This is a genomic window from Vibrio sp. RM-69-4, assembly GCF_024743775.1.
In the GTDB taxonomy this organism is placed as follows: domain Bacteria; phylum Pseudomonadota; class Gammaproteobacteria; order Enterobacterales; family Vibrionaceae; genus Vibrio; species Vibrio anguillarum.
Window position 1 is genome coordinate 88,250 of the sequence record NZ_JAMQXI010000064.1, and the last position, 21,503, is coordinate 109,752.

18 protein-coding genes are annotated in these 21,503 nt (G+C 46.4%); 8 read left to right on the top strand and 10 right to left on the bottom strand.

The window, feature by feature from the left end; genetic code table 11:
* From NB504_RS10030 to NB504_RS10070, 9 genes are all read right to left on the bottom strand, one after another.
* Complete coding sequence (locus tag NB504_RS10030; RefSeq protein WP_013868381.1) at positions 1-1,158, bottom strand: YhfX family PLP-dependent enzyme; 1,158 nt, start codon at positions 1,156-1,158, stop codon at positions 1-3.
* Positions 1,159-1,317: 159 nt separating this feature from the next.
* Entirely contained in the window at positions 1,318-2,619 is a 1,302-nt protein-coding gene (locus NB504_RS10035) for a YhfT family protein (protein ID WP_258428798.1), read from the bottom strand.
* 9 nt (positions 2,620-2,628) lie between these two features.
* On the bottom strand, positions 2,629-2,988 hold the full coding sequence (locus tag NB504_RS10040) for a DUF2620 domain-containing protein (protein ID WP_094126712.1): 360 nt from the start codon (positions 2,986-2,988) through the stop codon (positions 2,629-2,631).
* A gap of 37 nt (positions 2,989-3,025) precedes the next feature.
* Positions 3,026-3,901 carry a phosphotriesterase-related protein gene (locus NB504_RS10045; protein WP_094123395.1) on the bottom strand — a complete coding sequence of 292 codons (876 nt, stop codon included), beginning with the start codon at positions 3,899-3,901 and terminating at the stop codon, positions 3,026-3,028.
* Positions 3,902-3,904: 3 nt separating this feature from the next.
* Positions 3,905-4,282, bottom strand: coding sequence for a hypothetical protein (locus NB504_RS10050; RefSeq protein WP_258428799.1), 378 nt, complete (start codon positions 4,280-4,282; stop codon positions 3,905-3,907).
* Positions 4,283-4,334: 52 nt separating this feature from the next.
* Positions 4,335-5,231 carry a GntR family transcriptional regulator YhfZ gene (gene yhfZ / locus NB504_RS10055; protein WP_222715509.1) on the bottom strand — a complete coding sequence of 299 codons (897 nt, stop codon included), beginning with the start codon at positions 5,229-5,231 and terminating at the stop codon, positions 4,335-4,337.
* Between the two features lie 311 nt (positions 5,232-5,542).
* On the bottom strand, positions 5,543-7,879 hold the full coding sequence (locus NB504_RS10060) for a VolA/Pla-1 family phospholipase (RefSeq protein ID WP_258428800.1): 2,337 nt from the start codon (positions 7,877-7,879) through the stop codon (positions 5,543-5,545).
* 15 nt (positions 7,880-7,894) lie between these two features.
* Positions 7,895-9,130: an outer membrane protein transport protein gene (locus tag NB504_RS10065; RefSeq protein WP_258428801.1), complete on the bottom strand. Its 1,236-nt coding sequence runs from the start codon at positions 9,128-9,130 to the stop codon at positions 7,895-7,897.
* A 340-nt stretch (positions 9,131-9,470) separates the two neighbouring features.
* Positions 9,471-11,519, bottom strand: a complete 2,049-nt coding sequence (locus NB504_RS10070) for an alpha-amylase (RefSeq protein ID WP_194662241.1) — start codon at positions 11,517-11,519, stop codon at positions 9,471-9,473.
* A 321-nt stretch (positions 11,520-11,840) separates the two neighbouring features.
* On the opposite strand from NB504_RS10070, the gene NB504_RS10075 reads away from it, so the two are divergent.
* The 8 genes from NB504_RS10075 to NB504_RS10110 all read left to right on the top strand — a co-directional run bounded on the left by NB504_RS10075 (position 11,841) and on the right by NB504_RS10110 (position 19,627).
* Positions 11,841-12,749 (top strand): aldo/keto reductase family oxidoreductase, encoded by a 909-nt coding sequence (locus tag NB504_RS10075; RefSeq protein WP_258428802.1) that lies wholly within the window; start codon positions 11,841-11,843, stop codon positions 12,747-12,749.
* A gap of 220 nt (positions 12,750-12,969) precedes the next feature.
* Positions 12,970-13,788, top strand: coding sequence for a hypothetical protein (locus NB504_RS10080; protein ID WP_258428803.1), 819 nt, complete (start codon positions 12,970-12,972; stop codon positions 13,786-13,788).
* Positions 13,789-13,802: 14 nt separating this feature from the next.
* Positions 13,803-14,486, top strand: a complete 684-nt coding sequence (locus tag NB504_RS10085) for an ABC transporter ATP-binding protein (RefSeq protein ID WP_020477135.1) — start codon at positions 13,803-13,805, stop codon at positions 14,484-14,486.
* Positions 14,474-15,733 carry an ABC transporter permease gene (locus tag NB504_RS10090; RefSeq protein WP_258428805.1) on the top strand — a complete coding sequence of 420 codons (1,260 nt, stop codon included), beginning with the start codon at positions 14,474-14,476 and terminating at the stop codon, positions 15,731-15,733. The genes NB504_RS10085 and NB504_RS10090 overlap by 13 nt, the downstream gene beginning before the upstream one ends.
* A complete protein-coding gene (locus NB504_RS10095) occupies positions 15,726-16,487 on the top strand; it encodes an outer membrane lipoprotein-sorting protein (RefSeq protein ID WP_258428806.1) in 762 nt (253 codons plus the stop codon). Before NB504_RS10090 ends, NB504_RS10095 begins: the two co-directional genes overlap by 8 nt.
* A gap of 1 nt (position 16,488) precedes the next feature.
* The gene (locus NB504_RS10100; RefSeq protein WP_258428807.1) at positions 16,489-17,790 is read left to right on the top strand and encodes a hypothetical protein; all 1,302 of its coding nucleotides are present in this window, start codon (positions 16,489-16,491) and stop codon (positions 17,788-17,790) included.
* Entirely contained in the window at positions 17,790-18,842 is a 1,053-nt protein-coding gene (locus tag NB504_RS10105; protein ID WP_017042182.1) for a sensor histidine kinase, read from the top strand. The genes NB504_RS10100 and NB504_RS10105 overlap by 1 nt, the downstream gene beginning before the upstream one ends.
* Positions 18,839-19,627, top strand: coding sequence for a LytTR family DNA-binding domain-containing protein (locus NB504_RS10110; protein ID WP_017042183.1), 789 nt, complete (start codon positions 18,839-18,841; stop codon positions 19,625-19,627). Before NB504_RS10105 ends, NB504_RS10110 begins: the two co-directional genes overlap by 4 nt.
* 34 nt (positions 19,628-19,661) lie before the next feature.
* On the opposite strand, the gene NB504_RS10115 is transcribed toward NB504_RS10110, so the two are convergent.
* Positions 19,662-21,245: an EAL domain-containing protein gene (locus NB504_RS10115; RefSeq protein ID WP_405054808.1), complete on the bottom strand. Its 1,584-nt coding sequence runs from the start codon at positions 21,243-21,245 to the stop codon at positions 19,662-19,664.
* Positions 21,246-21,503: the final 258 nt, after the last annotated feature.

Here is a 21,503-nt window from a genome sequence, read left to right on the forward strand (position 1 = left end):
TTAAACCTCATTACCTAAAGCATCATATAGGCCGATTAACTTGGGATTAGGCGTGGAAACGCCCTGCACTAATGCCACATCACTACGGGTTACAAAAACTTGTGTTCGATACGCCATCACAACCGGAGAACCGATAGGATGAAGACCGGGGATGCGTAAGTGGTAGTCGATGCTGTCCGTATCATCATTGAATACAGAGACCCGTTCACAGCTGTCACCGCTATAAACTCGAGCGTTTTCCAACTGCCCGCGCCGATAGTACCCTCCGCCGAAGCAATAACTGTCGTTAGCGAACTGGTGGGAGATCTCGCTTAAATAAAGTAATGCGATTGATTCTGCTTGGGGCTGCGTAGCATTAGCGGGTGTGGTGCCAGTGAATGCATGACCGGGTTCTCCATGGGTGCAGCCATATTGAGCCAGCAATGGTAGGGTCTCTATACTGGTGGAAGAGGGCGCATTGACTTGCTCACATTCGATGCCTAAATTGGCTAAAGCTTGCTTAGCATCAATAAGCGTTGTGAGGTTCGGTGTTGGCTCTGTTTTCCCTAATGTTTCATCGTATAAAAAACAAGGAAAATGTGTCACACCTGCGATGTAAACTCCGGGCATGTTTTGAATCGCGCGCACGACGTCGGCAGCTTGCTCCAACGGAAATCCCGCTTCTTGATTGACGTACAGCTTGTCGCGACTGTGGAAAAACTTTAATAACAAACCTTGTTGCCGATTGGAGGCTATGGCCGCATCCGATATTTGTTGCGCTTTTTCAAGGCTATAAATGGTCATTACTTGTGGTTTGATCTGAGCAACCAAAGACCGAATCATATTGCTAGGTGGTTGAACTAAGTGCCCAACGTTAGCAATGGGTAAACCGTGTGCCGCCATCATTCTGGCCTCTTTATAATCGACACACACAATCCCTTCATAGCCACATTGCTCTATTAACAAGCGGGCGATTAATGGGTTGCGGCCAAACTGTTTAGTCATGGCGTAAAGGCATATGCCCAACCTGTCAGCGACCTCCTTCATGCGTTGAGCATTATTGAGCAATTGGTCGACATCGATAACGGTGGTGTCTGGTTGTAACTTACCTTGCTTAAAGAGTGTCAGTGCCGCCGTGATTAAATCTGGATTTTGTTTTTCTAAAGCGTCTAAAAACATATTCTCCCCTTTTTAGGCATGAGCTGATCCTGCACATTATTTGGTAATGCGCATGCTTAATAACAAAATAAACGTAAAGAGTAAGTGTGCTATATAACGCTGAAGAACAGCCCGCCTAAATACAGTATCAAAATAAATTAAGATTAGTTAAGCGTCTCATTACAAAGCAAATAACCCAATAACATAAAGAATATTTAAAATAACCCCAGTGAGAATAGCGGCAACCGCTGGCGCTGCAATTTTAAGGACTGGCCGTCCCATGACTTCGTTTAAGAAAAATAACATCGCGAAAATAGTAAAACCTGTAGTTGAGCCCATTTTCATCACTGCCAATACGCCACCAATTAATAATGCAAACTCCATTAATGTATTCATTGAATTACGTATATTGTCTGATGCATTTCGAATCGATGGGAATTGTTCCAAGAAACGACCAATGCCACGAAGTAAGAAAATTTCGATACAAATGGTTATGGCTCCAAGGACAGCCGCGACGGGCATATTAGGAGCTAAATAACCGACGACGAATACAAATGTCATCCCAACCACGCCGTAAACGCCAGTCGCCAGTGCCGTAGTGGCAATCAGCGGAATAAAGCCGAGGCCACGCATGAATTCCGATAATGCCACTTGTTTCATTGCGGTATCGTGAGCCGCTGGGTCGGTGATTTTATAAGCTTCAGCGAGTGAATAAATAGAAACTTCAGATCCCGCGAAAATACCACCATTTGAAACCGCAGCAATTAATGCCCCTGTGACTGCAAGAAATGGCAGGTTTTTTACGATACGTTTAGTCCGCTCTTCAAATAGGCCATGTAAACCAGACATATCTGGTGCTTCAATGCCTTTTTTACGATCGGATATATCTTTTTGAATTGCGAAAAATACCAGCATTAACATGCCGATAAAAATCTGGATTGATTCTGGATAAATCCCCGTAAACTTCATCACCATTAATCGAGAAAATAGGATGACGACTGCCGTAATTGCCCCAGCTTTCCAGCCGAATTGATAAAATATCGCAAGCAATGGGAACAGGGCAAAAGCCGACATGACGGGAGTACCCAGCTCACCGAGTGCGCTCAATGCATCGACGGGAAGGCCTGTTAAGACGGCATTAACACCAGCAAGCGAAGTGACAACCAACACACCCCATAAACCACCCGCCGCGGCAGCCAGCCAACGGCTACCAATCATTACGCCTAAAATGTCTGTTGGTAAGAAAAGCAGCCAAGGGTTGAGTAGGCCCGTTGATAAAGTGAATGAAATCCCCACTGATGCCACAAAGCCAATCGATAGGCCAAAAGCGACGGATCCCGCTTCTCGGCGAGTCATATTGCCTTCAACCAATTGGGGCAGAATAGGCCGGATCCCATCATGAAAAACCGCCGCGCTCATGTTGGCGATTAAAGCTGTCATTGCACATAAGGTTGCAACGAGTCCAATATGCATAATATCCATAGGTTGCCTTTACTTTTTAGCGAGTAAGTTTGCGAGCATGGGTATAGCATGCTCAATGTGTTCAATGGAGAGTCCAAATGCAACGCATCCACGTTCAATAAACTGGGTCACTTCAGTTTCCTTGGCCTTAATCGCAGGTTTAGCGATAGTGCAGCTTTGACCAAAACCGATAATAGCAATGGCCATGGCTAATGCGCCTCCGGCGCCGGTATTACAGCAACCAATGAAATAGTCCATTTCCCCCGCTTTCACTTTCAGTGCGGCTTCCATGTCGCTCAGAATATGGCATTCAAATATGCCCGGTTCAGAGAGTTCAATCTGTGCTCGGATTTGCTCTCGTTGCAAACCCGCGATGGCGATTTTTTTCATGTTTTGTCCTTTTTATTTTAATGAGCACAAGTGCTCTTTATCCAAATAAGCGTGCAGGGTTAGTTTGTAACATTGTGCTTATTTGCAGATCACTGATCCCATGCTGCTTGAGCAAAGGAACAAATTCATCGATTAGATAGCTAAACCCAAGGCCACCATTTGCCTTTAGATGGGAGCGACGTGTAATGTCCATCGACAACATGATTTGGCCAACATAACCCCGTTCGCATAAGGTTTTTAGTGATTGAGCACGACGCGTATCGGGGTAATAGCTGTTTTTACCAATGGTATCGAATTGGATATAGCAACCTTGATCGAGCATCCACTGGATATCGTCCAAGTTATCGCGGAGATCGCAGTGGCCGACAGTGAGGTTTTCCATTTCAACACCGCAACTTTTCAGCAGATCAATCTGCACTTTGCCCATCGTACTCATCGACTGATGAGTTGAAATCGGTCGACCTGTTTCTAAATGAGCAATCGCCGCCGCTCTAAAGACTTTCTGCTCGGTATCACTAAAGCCATTTTCACTGCTACCGATCTCGCCAATCACACTCGCCTTGAGGGATGAATCCTCGATACCCACTTCAATTTCCTTAATCATCTGTTTTGCCATTTGCTGGGTATCCATGGTGTAGAGAAAATCGGGGAAGAAACCTTCGATATAAAATCCAGTGGCCAGCAACACATTCATTCCAGTGTCGTCGATTAAATTTTCAATAAAATGAGGATTTCTACCCATAAAAGCATTAGTGACTTCGATGATATTTCTCACCCCACGAATTCGCAGCTCTTTCATCTCATCACACAACAACTCATATTGATCCAGACGGCAATCAAGGTTGCCTTTTTGTGGGGATAAATCGATATGTAAATGTTCATGGCAGTAGGTGTAACCAGTGCTGTCAATCATCGTTCACTCCTGAGTTTCATCGTGTTGCGCCGCGAGATAAAGAGCATAAATATTTGCGATGAGAAAACTTTCCTCGGTGGCAGGGACGGTACTTAAACTCATCGCATTGAGTGTTTTTTGATGAATATCGATGACCGATTGAATCCCCGGATCGTCATAGATTTCATCGAGTAGTTCGCTATCAAGCCCTTCAGCTACGGCTTCACCTTGCCAAATTCGATCCGCAGCACGCGATAAATGGGTGAGGGCCATTTGGTATTGCTCATTGTCATGAGGCAAACCCAGTTGACGGTCCATCATGGCGATAACTTGTAAACATCCATCATAAGCACGCTGGCTAATCACATTAGCATGCAGTAAAAATGCAAGGCGCTGTTCCATATCTGTCCTTTTGCGATTATTTGTAATAAGCATTATGTGTGGTTAAACAGGGTCAATAGCTGGGAGTGATTTCCCCATTGACGACGGCTTGTTGATGCTTAATTAGTTGATCCATTCGGATCAGTTTTCTGAGTAAGGTCGTTATGTGAGTAGAAGCTCCATTCGCCAAGATCACCGCTTCGGATGCATCCCGACAAGCAGGAAGATCACTGAGTGATTTCTCATCTAAACCATATTTCTCCATCTCAATCGCTTCAGGTAACCAAACCACGGCATCAATATCGCCATTCGTTAAGTGGATGAGACTTTCGCCATAATGGATTTCTACAATTTCAATGTTTTTATCCTTAAACGATTGGTGAGTAAGAATTTTTTGGTCAGGAGAGTCTGGGTCAACACCAACTCGGCGTATCTGGTCATAGCCTCCTTTTTTAAAAATGAGACGGTGTTCATGCGAGTAAGAGTGGACCCCTAAAGTCATGGCCGTTACTAGCCCATTGGCTAGCTCTTTTGCTGCCAATTTCGACATAATGGCAATATCATAAGTACCATTTCTGAGGCATTCTGCGCGTACGCTTGCCCCGCGCATATGTGCAAAGTAGAGCGGCAAATCTCCAATTTGAGCTTTCAACCCACTTGCTAACCCTTCGTAATGACGGGTATAAGGCAGCGGCATCGCACATACGACATTGTTTATCCCAGCACAAGCCACTAGTTCACGGTAATTCAATTGAGTAATAAAGGTGCCGTTGCGCCCTTGTTTTGAAAGTATCACTGCATTGCGATGCTCTATGGTTGTTAAGGCTTTCTGAATAAATCCTACTGATACGCAAAATTCCTCAGAGAGTGAATCAATCGTTCTAAGACGGTCACCTTCTGTCGTTGTCATCAAGTATTGGGCGATGTTCATGATCGCCGTACCTTCTTTATTGATGTATTGAGTTGGCATAATTTTTATCTTCAATATTTTGAAGATAAACTATCAGCCGAGGAGTAAAACAAAAAGGAGTGGGTGGGAGAAATGTGAATTACCTCGAATAACTTTTTCTTATTTATGTCAGCTTATAGATGGTTTTGATCTTTTTATCTGGGATATTTCCAGATTTCAGGTTGATCTTGGCTGTTTTTACACATCCATTCCATTCGAAATAAATTACCACTGTGGATAGGTGAATAATTTGATGCAGTCAGTAGATGGAGAATTCAAACAGCTTCCAAATAAGGAAGCTGTTTGAATAAGTAAACAGGCTGTTTACTCGGTTAGTTCAAGAAAATAGCCAGTTGTGATAGCGCTCCAGCGCGAAGCACACCATCGGCCGCGTCTTGTGGTGCGAGAAAGGTTGTGTGTGTACCACTGTCCATTTTCACGAAGACCTTAGAGGTGTCAGTGATTACATCAGAGGGTACTGCGTTGGCTAATCCCAATAGTGTTGCCAGGGGTTCGGTACCTGCACGTGTATTTGTGACATTGTTAGGCACACTCTCGTCTCCCGCCACTTGCAATACATAAGTTGGGATTGTCGCGGTTCCACCACTGATTAGGTAACTTGCGTTTGTGTATGGATCCATAGTATCGAGCAAGGTTTGAGTCGCGTAGGTAAATTGATCCAACTGACTTTGCAGTGCCGCTTTGTCTGAGGCAGAGGCTGTGTTTTCAAACGTGGTATAGCAAACTTTCTCTGTTAACCCTGGACAGTATTGGTCGGCGAATGCTTTGTATTTGGGGCTCGCACTTAAGGCGAGATTATGCTTAATGAGTGGGCCATAGTTTGCTGAACCCATTAACAAGTTACCTATTTGACCACCTGAGTTTGCAATGGCCATTCCAGAGAATTTATACAGCGCATCACCACTAGCATCACCGATAGTGCGGTTCGCGTTCGCGACAGCGCTTAAGCCGACGATTCCTCCCAATGAGTGGCCAAGGAATTTTGGTGGTGTCGTCGCGGTATTGTCTGCGTTTGCTAATTGGGAACCAACAAACAACCCTGCACTTTGTGAGTAAGTAATGGCCGCACGCAGCCCCATGATATCTAAGATACTCTGACGCGTGTTGTCACGAGCGACGGCCAAGTTGTTCAAATTGAGGTACGCTAGAATATCGGCATTAGCTGAGCGCTGTGCATCTAAACTGCGAGCACCATGCAGTGGTTGATCAATGGCAATCACGGCGATACCAGCATTGGCTAAATGTGCTGCTGTGAAGTACGCATCTTCTTTAACAGAAGTTATACCGTGTTGGTAAATCACGATCGGCCAGTTTGTTCCCGCGTTAGGAGTAAACAGTAAGAAATCAACGTCTTCTAACGATTTCACCTTAGGTACAGGGCTATAGCGTGTAATGATGCGCTGAGGATCGAGTGCGCTGCCATCAGACTTTGTGAGGGTCAATCCCACTAGCTTAAGCTGTTCACTTGGGCTGGTTGCTAGTTGAGTCACGTCGATATTGTTAGCAATGAGCTGATTGGCGATGGTGGCTTTTTCATTGTCATCTGCCAAAGCATTTTTAATCAAGGCCAAACTTGGCATTGCTGATTCAAACGGCTGTGAGTTCCAGTTGCTTCCTTTCTCTAAATAATAAGGGAGCTTAACCGTTCCAGTCGTGACATTAACGTGATAACTGCTGGTTGTGTATTCATTTTCAATAAACGCTTTAGCGGTTGTTTTTTCTGCGCCAATGTAAGTTTGGAAATTTGCATCGTTATTAAGTGCGGTTACAAAATCGGTTGTAGCACCAAAGCTCATGGTGTAAGCGGCGCTCAAATTAAGGTTGTTTGGGTTCGCACCTTGCTTCCAAATGTTGCCAATATCTGTCGTTGCAAGGCCTGCGGCGGTGGCGCCTTTCACACTGTAAAGTGTTTGACCAACAGATTGAGTACTAAACCACGTTGAATAAATAATCTTGGTTTGATCCACCCCTGCCAAAGCGAAAATGCTTTCCACGCCTTGGGTCACTTTTTGTAATGCCCCTAGCTTATCATCGGTATAGATTTTCACTTTGGACTTCAACGCGGCGTAGCTGCTGGATGTGCCTGCAATATTGCCATTCACATCGGTAATCTCATCTGTCACGGCTAAAATATATTCACTGGCAGGGTTGAGCGCTTTGTTTGGCACGATCGCAATTTTATCGCTGCTGGCACTGGCGATGGCAGCAAAGTCGGTGTTCAATGTCAGCACGTTTTTAACCGTTGGGCTGCCAATCATACTGTCGGTCAGTTCAATTAAATAAATACCGTTAGAGATAAGACCGTCAGCCAATCCTACGCCTTCAAAGTCTAAAAACAATGGCATTGATGTTGACCAACCATCCATGGTACCCATAGCGGCGACTGGATTGGTTAAGGCGTCATCACCCTTGGTTGGAATTTCTAACGTGCCGTCTTTGGCATTCATGAGTGCAAAAGAGGGCAGTGGTACGTTTGCGTTTGCGCCGCTGAGCGTGAATTTTATGCTGGTGTCGCGTTTTAACGCGTCTTGAATGTAGGCTTCGTAAGTGGGTGTTGTGCTTGCTCCCGAACTGCTCGTTTCATCACCACAACCGACTAACCATAACGCAGAGCAGAGCAGCGATATTTTGAATGTTGTTTTAAGCATGACTTATCCCTGAGTTTAGTTGAATGTGTAGTTAAGTTGAATAGCGCTAAGGTAAGCAGTCCCTTGCGATTCAAACGTCAATGTTTCATTGAGTTTGTTGGTTTCGGTAAACGTGCCGCTTTTACTTTTCACCAGTGCAAAACCCGCATCAATGGATAGCGAGTCGCTGATCACGTAGCTCACGCCTGCTGAATACCAATAACGGTCGCTATCTGGAATACTCAATGTGGCTTCGCCAGCTTGTTCATCAAAAGCAAAACCGGCGCGTAGTGTCCAAGTCGAGTTTAATTGATAAGTTGAACCTAATGACCAACGGCCACTGTCTTCATACTTTTCAGACTTATAAAAACACTCTCCGTTGGTACATTGTGATGACGTTGCCTTTAACTCTTTGAATGAACTCCAGTCGGTACGTTGGTACCCGTAATGCAACGCCACGCTATCAGTGAGTTGGTGAAATGCGGAAACTTCCCACATCGCAGGTAGCGTGATTTTTAAACGTCCTTCAACAACAGCGTTTGTTGCAACACCTGAGCTATAGCTTGAAAACTCACCATCATCAAAATCCAGATCAACGGCAGAGCGGTAAGCAAAACCGACACGGTGGTTTTGGTTGAACTCATATAAGCTGCCGATGTTCCAGCCCCAAGCCACGGTTTCTCCAGTCATTCCGACTAGGTTGTCAGAGGCAGAGCCGCCAGTAAATACGGCTAAAGCACCTTTATGCCGTGTCAGTTTTGCTTCGGCATAGACGAGGTTAACACCCGCAGCGAGACTAAGCTGTTCGCTAACACGGTAGGCAATGTTCGGGTTTAAATTGACAGAAAGAAGAGAAGTATCGCCTGCAAGATCGCCTGCATAAATATCATTAGGGTAGTCTGTAGCGACGCCGTAAGTGGTGAATATTCCCATCCCCCAAGCCCATTTTTCATTGATTGGACTGACGTAGTAAGCCGCGGGAACGACTTGCAGTGGCGCAACATCGTTCATTTTCTGTTGGTTTTTCACATCATATACATCAACTTCTGGGTCAACGATGGACAGTGCACCAGAAAACTGCGTCGTATCAAACCGTGTCATGGCTGCGGGGTTGTGTGCAATCACACTCGCGTTATCGGCCACCGCTCCTTCACCAGAGAAAGCACGTCCTAGCCCTGAGGCTGAATGCTCTGCCACTTGGAAGCCTGCAGAGTGAACATTAAACGCTGTCAATATTGATAGCGCGAGTAGCGTGCGGGGTTTGATGATCATTCTCGACCTCCTAAGGCCTTGTTATGGTAATGGCATTGCGAGATGTTAATTTTGTGTTATTGATATGTCAAAGAAAATGATGTCTTTATTTCAATTAGCGGCGAATGATAGTGTGTAAGTATTTGTAAATCAAATGAAAAGTTGACAGTTTTGGTATGACCAGTAGGGTTGTGCTTATTTGGCAGGGTAATTGGTTTAGCTTGTGCTAAAGTTAATTTTTATGCTTCAACACGTTCATAATATTGATGTTTTGGTGGGTGAGTTTAAATTATTTGACCAAAAAAATGGTGAAGAAACAGAGGCAGTCACTATGGTGTTTGCAACTACCTCTGTGGTGGGTTTAACGGCCAACAAAAGCAATAACGACACGGTCATTATTTAACGTTCTAGAGAACAGATAGGCATTTTGCTGTTCAATCTCATGATGAATACCTGCGCCAATGGCAGGGTGCGATTGACGAAATTGGCCTAGCGTTTGCCAATGCTTCAGCAGCGCTTGTCGCTCTTCATCCAGTGACCACACCATGTCAGAGCGTGTGCCTTGGTGAAAATCATCGGCGTAAGGGCCAACTTGACGTGCGACTTCATCACCGTAGTAAATTTGCACCGCACCCGGTGCGAGAAGCAATGCATTGGCGGCATTACGCTGCATTTCAAAGGAGTTAAAACGGCTAAAAAACAGCTCGGTATCGTGAGAAGAGAGGTAGCTCACGGGGGTAAAATCTGGGTATTTCGCTAGCGTTTGCGCGTAGTCGCGGTACACCATCGCCATTTGGCTTAAGCAGGCTGCGCCTTTATCGACTCTTTTTTGCATATCAAAGTTGATCAGTGCATCAAAGCCATCATCAAAATAGGGGCTGCGGTAAGCTGAATGGCCCCATACTTCGCCCATCATCCAAAAGGGTTGCCCTTGCTGCCCGTTTTGCTCGCGCCAAGCTTCTAAACTGCGTGATGCCTCGCTTTTTAAGCGTCGCCATACCTCGCCTTCCACATGTTTTACGGTGTCGACGCGGTAACCATCAATACCAAAGCGTTTAACCCAATCGGTTTGCCACTCAATTAAGTAATCGGCAACGCTATACTGTTCGCGCGCTACCACGCGAGTGCCGGGGTTATTAAGTAGCCACTGCGGCGGCGTCACCGCTTGTGTTGATTCAGTGCGAAAATCCGGTAAGCCGGCCAGCGTCATCGTGATATCGCTAGATCCGGGTTTCTGGTAGCCGGGCAACCCAGCGCGAACCCAATCCTTGCCCCACCACTGCGACCAGTTGGCGCTTTGATAATCAATGGATTGACTGTAGCTGTGCCAGTTTTCTTCAGCTTTCGGCATCCAATCAACCCATTTTTGCGGTAAATTTTGGGGATTAACCACCTCAATCTGATCCAATTGCAGGTCAGCCAAGGTGGCGTAGCCGGAATGGTTGAGCACCGCATCGAGCAAGATTTTTATGCCTCGTTTATGCGCTTCAGTGACCAGCGTTTTGAGATCCTCCTCATCACCAAAATTTTGATCGATCTTGGTAAAATCACGCGTCCAGTAACCGTGATAGGCATAAAAAGGGAACGAGCCACTGTCACCACCGCCGACAAAACCGTGCACCTGTTCCACAATCGGCGAAAGCCAAATCGCGTCGGTGCCTAAGCTTTTGATGTAATCGAGTTTGGCAATCACACCTTTTAGGTCGCCACCGTGGAAAGTGCCCACTTCTTCTTTGCCATCTTTTTTACGGCCATAGCTATTGTCGTTACTTGGGTCACCATTGTTGAATCTGTCCACCATCACAAAGTAAATCGTGGCATTGCGGTAGGTAAAGGGTTCGCTGGCGGCATCCGTTGCGGGGGCAAGCAGCACCAATCCACCACTGGTTGGTGATGGCATTAAGGTGACTTGGCTATTTTTCACGCTAAGGATTTGGCCGGTAAATGTCTCTTTTAGTCGTGTGCCATCGGGGAACGTATTGCCCAGTTGTAAGGTCACTTCACCGCCTTGGTACTGCTCGCATGAAACACTCGGTATCGGCCGTTTAAATTTGCTCGTAGTGGATTTTTTGGCTTGGCGGACAAAGGTTAAGGTCTGCTGCTCGTCATCATAAGCGAAGGCGTAATCGCCAGTGAAACGTATCGTCAGCGGCAGTTCGGTTTCTTGTCCACAATTGAGGGCGATGGGCGCGTTGAATTTGATGCTCTGCTGAGCCGGCGCGCTGCACTGACCCTCAATCCCTGATACTTTTATTGTGTAGCTTTCTTTGCTCAAGGGAATTACTAAAGGCGTTTTCGCATCCAGCGGAAAGTCGCGGCTAGTTGTGGTGGTCGAAATGGTCAGATTGGGCGCGGCAAACACAACAGGCGCGGCAGCGCAAAGTGCGAGTGTTAACGTGGAGAATTTCATGCTCTATCCTTGGCCTTCATGGGTTAGGGTGATTCGTTTTTCCGTTATCGTCAGTCGCTGTAGGGCGAGGTGCTTCATCGCTAACAATAAAAGCAGAGAGAGAAGTTGACATCATTCTTGTGCCTAAGCCTTAAGAATTTGGCGTTGATCACAAAGCATGGCTTGGGGGCGTAGAAGCGATGAATTTTCCAGCGATATAAATTGTCAACGTGTAGTGAATCTCACAACTTCGGCGCGTAATCTTAACTTATTCGGTAGATTCATTGAGCCGTCATCGAAACCTGCTTAGGATGACGACAATTAAGTCAAAGGAGACAACCAATGGTTGCTAAAGTAACAATCGCGCCGCAAGGGCCAGATTTTTCAGAGCTAGTACAAGGTTACTGGCGTTTGGCAGATTGGGGCATGACGCCACAACAGCGTTTAACGTTTTTAAAACAGCACATTGAATTGGGCATTAGCACGGTTGACCATGCGGATATTTACGGTAACTACCAGTGCGAGAAACTGTTTGGTGAAGCCTTAGCGCTGGAGCCCGCGCTGCGCGAGCAGATCCAAATCGTCACTAAGTGCGACATCAATTTGTGTGGCGCAAAAACGCCGCAGCGTAAGGTCAACTACTACGATACCAGTTCTGCGCATATCTATCAGTCGGTCAATAATTCACTGGAACGACTCGGTGTGAGCGAAATCGATCTACTGCTGATCCACCGCCCAGATGCCTTGATGGATGCCGATGAAGTCGCCGAAGCGTTTTCTGAACTGCGCAAAGTGGGTAAAGTGAAGCACTTTGGTGTGTCTAACTTCAGCCCGCGCCAGTTTGAGCTGCTGCAATCTCGCTTAGGTAAACCGTTAGTGACCAACCAAGTGGAGATGAACCCGCTCAATTTCGATGTGGTACACGATGGCACCTTGGATCATTTGCAAACGCAGCGCATTCGCCCAATGGCTTGGTCTTGTTTAGCCGGTGGCGAGATTTTTAACGGCCAGACTGAACAAGCCCAACGTGTGCGCAGTGAGCTAGAAGCGATCGCTCAAGAGATCGGCGCAGACAGCATTGATCAGGTTATTTACGCTTGGGTATTGCGTCTGCCTTCTAAGCCGCTGCCGATTATTGGCTCTGGCAAAATTGATCGCGTTAAAGCGGCAATTGCCGCGCTTGATTTAGAGCTGACCCGCGAGCAGTGGTATCGGGTTTGGGTCGCCGCCAAAGGGCATGGCGTGCCATAGAGCGGATGTTTTTTGGAACAGGTGCTTTTTAGAACAGATGCTTTTGAAAACAGATGTTTTTGCCCCGCGATACGCTTTTCGTATTGCTATTATTTCAGTATTACGATTAGGTTTTAATCTCACTCTCCCAACCAGCCCTCAGTGGCTGGTTTTTTTGTCTACTTCCCATTCACGTCATCCAGCCTGCCATTAACGCTGCATAATCCCCCTTTATCGCAAAGTGGCGCATCTGGCCTATTTGCTGCGTAATCTGTCGTTATCAAGCAAGTTTCATCACCAACGAATGAAAGGGACCATCATGATGACGACATTTTCTTATTCACGCTCACTTCGCAACCTGCTACTCAGTGTCGGGTTGCTGCTAAGCATCACGGCTGTTCAAGCTAATCCAAGCGACGCTTTAATTATGCAGTACAACCAAGCGGCCGAAGGCGACAGTGACAAAGTGGAGCTTGTGCTTCACCAACTAGAGCAGTTGATTAAACAGCAAGGGGCCAAACCGCTCAGCTTAGCTTATCTGGGCAGTGCACAAACCCTGCAAGGGCGTGATGCATTCATGCCTTGGAATAAGATGAGATACGTCGAAGAAGGCTTGGCCACCATAGACAAAGGCCTGACTTTACTCAGCAATCACCCGCAGCCGCTTGCTGAACAAGAGCGCGTCATGGGGCTGCCGGATAGCTATTTAACGCGCGCGGTTTCGGCCGCGACTTACACCTCACTACCCGATATGTTCAACCATTTTGAGCGTGGTTATGATTTGTATCTCGACCTTCTTGTTGAACCCGAATTAACTGCACAACCTTTTGCCGCCACTGCTTGGGTTTATCGATACGCCATTCAAGCCGCCCTTCGTGCCAACGACATTCCTCAAGCAGAGCAATGGCTTGCCCAGATGCAAAACCATCAGAAGCAAGGTAAGCAAGTTGACAACCAGCCAGCGGAGCATCCGCAAATCATCCAAGCCAAGGCTTTGATTACAAATGCGTTGATTGAAAACGGATTGATTGAAAAAACGCATGAATTGAAAAGCGAATGAGGGAGGGCAACAAAATGCTACGATTTGAACAGATCAGTAAAACCTATCAATTAGGCATGCAGCCGCTGCTGGCGTTGAGCGCGGTGAATGGCGAAGTCAAACAAGGTGAAATGCTAGCGCTGTGCGGCCCGTCAGGTTCGGGAAAAAGCACTTTGCTCAATATCTTGGGGCTGCTTGATCAAGATTACCAAGGTGACATTGAACTGGCGGGTTACCCTTACCCAACCGATCCAAGAGAAGCGGCGGCGCTGCGCCGCAAAAAATTAGGCTTCGTTTTCCAAAAATTCAACTTAGTTCCGGTGATGACAGCGGCGGAAAATATTGCTTACCCATTGATGCTAAACGGCTACAGCCTGCGCGATCAGCGTACTTTAACGCGCACTATGCTAGCCAAAGTGGGGTTAGAAACGCTGGCTCACCACCGGCCGGATCACCTTTCAGGCGGCCAGCAACAGCGCGTAGCCATTGCGCGCGCGCTGATCCATAACCCAGAAATGGTGATTGCCGACGAACCTACCGCCAGTTTAGACAGCCATACCGCCAATGTGGTGATCGACATCATGAAAAGCCTTGGACACGAAATGGGCACCACTTTTATTGTGGCTACGCACGACGCGCGCATGGCCAACCGCTGCGACCGAACCTTGCAGCTTGTGGATGGCAAAGTGATTCAGGAGGCGATGAAATGGGCAAGCTGATTTCTATGGAATGGCGTATGGCGGCGCTGAATTTACTGCGTAATCGCCGCCGCAGCCTGCTTTCGGTATTGATCATTGCCATTGCGGTTTTCGCATTGACTAGCGCCGGAGGGTTTGGCCTTTATACTTACCAAGCACTGCGCGAATCCACTGCGCGCGACACCGGGCATTTAACGCTCAGCCAACCGGGCTTTTTTGAGCAAGATGAAGAGTCACCACTGGCTAATGGGATTGCCGACAGTGCGTTGATTGTTGAGCGATTAATCGACGATAAGCGGATACGAGGCATTCAGCCACGCATTGAGTTTAGCGGGTTGGTCTCTAACGGTAGCAAATCGACCATTTTTGTCGGTTCCGGCGTTAACCATAAAGAGTTTGATATGAAAGGGCCATTTTTGGACGTTCGCCAAGGCAAAACCTTGTCCAATATTGACTCCCCTCGATTTGATGCGAGTGAGCCAGAAGTGATGCTGGCGGTGGATCTCGCCAAAAACTTAAATGTTTCGATTGGCGACTGGGTTACTTTACTGACCAGTACCGCTGATGGCGCGCTCAACGCGGTTGATTTCAAAGTGCACGGCATCTATTCCACGGGTGTGCCTGAATTGGATAAACGCCAATTGTATCTGCACATTCAATCGGCCTCTGAGCTGTTAGCTTCGAATAAAGTGAGCACCTTATCGCTGTTTTTGTTTAGCACCGAACAGACAGAAAGCATGCGGCATTGGGTTGAAAACAAACTGTCATTAATGAGCCTTCGCCAAGCGATTCAAGTGACGCCTTGGCAGCAGCGCGCGTTTTTTTATCAAAAAGTAAAAGATCTTTACGATCGCATCTTCGGCATCATGGGCTTGGTGATGGGGTTGGTGGTTTTCGTCGCGCTATTTAACACCTTAACCATGTCGGTCACGGAGAGAACACGTGAAATCGGAACGCTGTCGGCGCTTGGCACTTACCCAAATGAAATCGTCGCCAGCTTCATGCGCGAAGCCGTACTGCTAGCCATTTTAGGCACGCTGGTGGGTGCGGCGTTCAATGCCCTAACAAGCGTGTTATTGATGGTAGTCGATGTGCAAATGCCACCACCACCGGGACGCACGGAAGGGTATCCTTTACATATTTATTTTTCATGGGAATTGGTTCTGCTGAGTGCGTTTGGCGTACTCAGCATTTGTATTGCAGCGGCTTGGTTGTCGGCACGCAAAGGAGTCAACAAGCCAATCACGGAGGCACTGGTTTATGTATAAATGGATGATGTTATTACTGATCACGCTTAGCGGTGGCTACTCGGCCGCTGGCTGGACGGCGCTAGATGCTGGGCAAATGACCAAAAACGCCGACCAATATCGCCTTGGTTACAGCGCGGCTAAAGTCGTCTCTTTGGTGTCGCTTTATGAACGTGGTGAGCTCGATAAAACGCGTCAATATCACGTGTATACCAAAGCCAATCGCGACTCGTTAGTGGTGTTCAAATCCTCCGTTGAAGCGGGGCAAAAAATGCTGATGCTCGATGAAAACTACTGGTTGTTGATGCCAAAAAGCCGCCGCCCTATTCGTATTACGCCAATGCAAAAACTGCTTGGTGAGGCTTCGGTGGGCGATATTTCAACACTGACGTGGAGCGAGGATTACCAAAGTCAATTGATGGGTGAAGAGCAGATAGAAACACCCAGTGGTCAACCTTACCTGACGCATAAGTTGTCATTACTGGCTGTCACAGAAGGGGCGAACTACCAGCAAATTATCTTATGGTTGGATAAAGAGAACGATTTCCCAATCAAAGCTTCTTTGTATTTACGCTCTGGAAAACTGGCCAAGCAGGCTTGGTTTCGCGCTGGTGAAAAAGAGGGACGAATGCGCGTAACCAGTATGACGCTGCTTGATCAAATTCAACCGACCAAAAAAACGGTGGTTGAGTATCAACACATCGAGCCCATGGAGCTAGATGAAAAATATTACAACCCCGCCTATCTGACTCGTAACAGTCTATCGGAGTTATGAGATGAAGCGTGTTGCGTTCGCTTTTTTAACCAGCGTATTGAGCTTAGCTGCGCGGGCAGAAGCCCCCAGTTTTGATTGGGATTGGGTAATGAGCGCATCCACCACGGCGCATCGCGACAGCCTTTTTTTTCCTAGTAATCAAGTGCGCGATACGCAGCAGATTGAGGCGTTATTGGATGTAGAAATGAGGTGGCATGGCTGGTTGGGTCTAGTGGCTATCAAACAAAACGCCTTGTGGAGTAGCGATGCACAGCAGCACGCCGACAGCGAGTTCATTCTACAAGAACTGTTTTGGCAAGGCAGCCTAGTGCTGGCTGATGTGCCGTTTGAGCTGACACTAGGAAAAGTGCGCTTGGATTGGGGAGTGGGCTACGGTTATCGTCCGCTTGATCTCTTTCAGCCTTATCGCCGCAATCCGGTCGGTATTCAGGTAGAAGAGGGGGCCGGAACGCTCTCTGCTTCTTATTATGATCAGCAAGGTGAATGGACGCTTTTTTATACAGATTCCTCTTGGACAGAGCAGCAAGGCAGCGAGTTACAACAAATGACCGAACAACAAGGGGCGGGCGTAAGGCGTTATCAGTTGATGGGCAATGCCGAATGGCAGGTGATTGCTTACTATGATGACGTTCGACGCGGCGTGCTGGGTAGCTCGTTTGTTACTGTGCTCACTGACGCATGGGAAGTGCATGCATCAGCGCTCTATCAGCGTCACTATTTGGCGTACCAACGGCCCAGCGTGTTGGCTCAAGCAGTTTACTCTCAACAACAAGAGATTGAATCGCGCATGGCTCTTGAATCACGAACGCAAGGCTATCAGGCACTGGTAGGGTTCAACTGGTCGGGAAGTGATGGGCAAAGCGTCATTGCAGAATATTGGTTCGACAGTCGCAGTTGGGGAAAAGAGCAGTGGCAACAAGCGCAGAGCAACGCGGATTCGGTTCGTTATCAGCATAATCAAGCGTTAGGTTGGTCTTACGCACAAGGCTATAACCACGTGAATCTCGTGCAGCATAATGTGATGTTGCATGCTTCGTTAGATAGCCAAGCTTGGCATCATTGGCCGTGGAGCCAGAGTATTGAATGGTTGCAAGGCTTAGTGCCGACACTTGATGTGCTGATTGCACCGCAAGATGGCGGCGTGATCGTTACCCAATGGCTCAATTACTCAGTGTACGATTCGGGTACAGCCTCTATCGAAATCGAACTGGCCGCACGTTTTATGACTGGGCCTGCTGACTCTACATATGCAAACTTACCAGATAAGCATATGATTCTATTAAATATGAAAGGGAAATTCTAATGTGCGAGAAAGTTGAGATTCGAAATCTTGCCAAAAGCTTGCTATTTACTTCGCTGTTTTGTGTGGTGATCGCCTTTACCACTCAGGCCATTTGGCCCAGTGACATCACGTTGCACTTAGCAATAAGCTTTGGCTACGGTTACAGCGCAGTGGCCATTGCTCACTTACTGAGTCGCTTCGCACCGCAGTTGTCCGCACGCTTAGTGAACGTTTTTTCGCTCACGGGGTCGATGATTTTCGGTACGTTACACGCTTATTTATGGCTTAGTAAATACGCGCACTTTAGTCATTTTTCAGCAATGAAACCGGTGATTTTTCTCGGTTTCGTTTTTACTGGCGTTTGCTTTTTCTACTTCTACGCGCATGAACAAAAGCTGATTGCTGAAAAAGCGCTAGAAGCCTCCAAACGGCGTCAATCTGAACAAGAGAAAGCCTTGATTTTGAGCCAGTTGCAGCAGTTACAAAGTCAAATTGAACCCCATTTCTTATTTAATACGCTTGCCAATATCAGCGTGTTGATTGGCTCTGAGCCTTATAAAGCGCAAATGATGCTCGAAAAACTAACCGACTTATTGCGTGGGTCGCTGCGTAGTAACCGCAATCGCACCACAACGCTACGTGAAGAGTTACATTTAGTCGATGCGTATTTGGGTATTCAAAAAATTCGTTTAGGTGATCGGCTGGATTATGAGATTGCAATGCCTGGCGCAGCGGATGACATTCCTTTGCCGCCGATGCTGTTACAACCTTTGGTTGAGAATGCTGTTAGCCATGGTATTGAGCCTAAAGCCGCGGGGGGGAAAGTGACCATCAAAAGTGAAATTTATGACGAGTGGTTTGAAGTCAGTGTCTGTGACAGTGGCATTGGATTGCAGCCAAGTGCTCTTTCAGCAGGACATGGTATTGCGTTGGATAATATTCGCCAACGCTTAAGCGGCCTATTCGCTGATGATGCGTGTCTCACTATCGCCCAAAATCATGATGCTGGCGTGACGGCAACGATTAGAATAAAGCGGCTATTATTGGACCAACTACAAGGAAGTGCCACATGAGTACTGTCTCTGCGACCGCTATTATTGCTGATGATGAACCGTTATTGCGGCATCATTTAAACCGTGCATTAGGAGAAGTGTGGCCAGAGCTCGATATTGTCGCGCAAGCCGAAAATGGACGCGTGGCACTGTCCATGATTGAGCAGCATCAGCCCGAAGTGGCTTTTATTGATATTCGAATGCCAGAAATGGATGGTATGTCGCTCGCAAGGCAATTGGCTGGTTTGGCAAAGCCACCACTGATTGTATTTATCACCGCCTATGACGAGTATGCCATTCAAGCTTTTGAAGCCAATGCGGCGGATTATTTATTGAAACCGCTTTCTGAAGCGCGTTTAGTGCAGTGCTGTACTAAGTTGCAGCTAAGATTAGCCGAGCATTCTTCTGAGCGACAATTACCTGATTTGCAAACCCTTTTACAGCAGATACAGCATATAAGCCAACAGGCATCGCCGTCGTTTTTAAGCTGGTTAAAAGTTCAAAAAGGTGAAGATATTCACCTGATTTCGGTGGCGGATATGTTGTACGCCAAAGCTGAAGACAAATATTTATCCATATACGTAAAGAGTGATTCTGGAGTGCAGGAGTTCTTACTGCGCAGTTCATTGAAAGAGTTGCTGCAGCAGCTTGACCCGAATCAGTTTTGGCAAATCCACCGTTCAACGGCAGTGAATGTTGCCAAGATAGATAAAGTGAAAAAAGAGTTCACGGGTAAAATGTACGTCTTGATTGGTCCTGATAAGTTACCCGTCAGCCGTGCGCTGCAAGCTCAATTTAAGTCGTAACTGAATTTAAACCGTCGTTCGATTGATCGCGTGATTAGCGGTGTGCGATCTGCTTGGCGGACAGGGTAAATTGGAAGAAAGCATCCACAGACATAGGTTCAGAATAATAAAAACCTTGGATGTAACGTACACCCAACAGCTCTAATTCTCTCACCTGATCTTGGTCCTCAACGCCCTCAGCAATCAGCCGCATGTTCAATTGCTTTGCTAGTTTAATCATCGACACTAACACCGAAGTAATGGCTGAATTTTGATGCAAGCTTTTAATAAAAACTTGATCAATTTTGAGAGTGTGGAAGTCGTGTTGGTGGATAAAATTTAAACCCGAGTAGCCGGTACCAAAATCGTCAATCGCGATTTTAAAGCCTAGCTGTTTCAGTCGCTGTAAATTTTCCATGGCTAACTTCAACTCGTCCACGTTGAAATGGTTGTCTTCGGTGATCTCCAACAGAAGTCGTGGAACAATCGCTGGGTGTTTTGTCGCGTAGCGTTTCATGTAATCCATAAAGTAATTATCAATGATCAATAACCGGCTGATGTTGATGCTGATGTATTGATCATGCAACGCATGTTTGTGCTGCTCCACACATTCTGTCACCAATTTCAACACACGGTAGGTGATTTGGTGAATCACGCCAATACGCTCTGACAACGGGATAAAAATGGTGGGTGAAATATAGCCTTGAGAGGGTTCATTCCAGCGCAGTAGCGCTTCGCTACCAACAATTCTATTCTCGGTAATATCGACGATCGGTTGTAAATAGAGTTCCAACTGATGGTTTGATATTGCCTCTCTCAAAGAGACTTCTAAGGTATTTCGGCTGAGGTAATAGTTGTGATAAGCAAGATAAATCAAAGAGATAATACTTGCTGTAAGCAAGACAAGCCATAAGTTATCGAGAAAATGGTAAGCATAAGATCCGTTATTTAAGTAGATCTGAATTGAGAGTGGGTAATGCTCGGATTTAAAGAGAAAGCTAGTATGAGCAGAATCGATCTCTTCCTGATCACTGCGAATACTTTGGCTTAACACGTTGACCTGATAGCCGTAGTGCCATTTGGCAAGTTTAGGAGCGACTAGGTTCATAAACTGTTCTGGAGGCATCAGTGCATTGAGGCCGCTCATATCTGGCTGTGAAGCATAGACAAAAAATGTCTGCTCTTTACTGCGAGATTTGGTTAATGAAATGGTCGTATTCGTTGGAGATTGTTTAAGCCTGTCAAGAATATGTTTGTACAAATGAATGGTGGTATGGCCTTCATTGCTGGTGCAAAAAATAGTCCCGTGAGCGTTGTACATGCCCACTTCTTTGACCATTTTCGAGCGAAATACATAGCTCCTCAGAGCAATGATGTCTTCTCTTTGGCAGTGCTTTGAAATGTTTTTACTTAACTGGTTCAGTTCATCCGACGTTTGATTGATGTGATGTTCCAGTTGTGTAATGGCTTGTTCACCGAAACGGGTTGCCAGCCGATTAGTGTCGTAAAAGTTTTTAATTATCGCCAAAGCGAACACAAAAAAGAAAATACCCAAAATAGGTGCGAATGTGCTTACCTTTGTCGACAGTATTCCTTTTGCTATGCTAAATGTGCTCGGTGAACTGTCATTATTGTGCATTACAGACAGTGCTCATAGGTTATTACCAGTAAAAATCAGTATTGCTTTGATGTTGATTACTATAAGTAATTAATCCCTAAACGTAACCTAAGTAACCGTCTCAAAAATGAGATGATGTGCAGTAATCTGCTTGTCAATCTCTTTGCTAAACGTCTCTAATTTCATATTTTTCTTAATATACAAGCCGATAGGTTTTCTTATGTGGCGTTTCGCTAGCCAGACTCTGTTTTGACGCTAGTGATGCTTTAACGCACAATT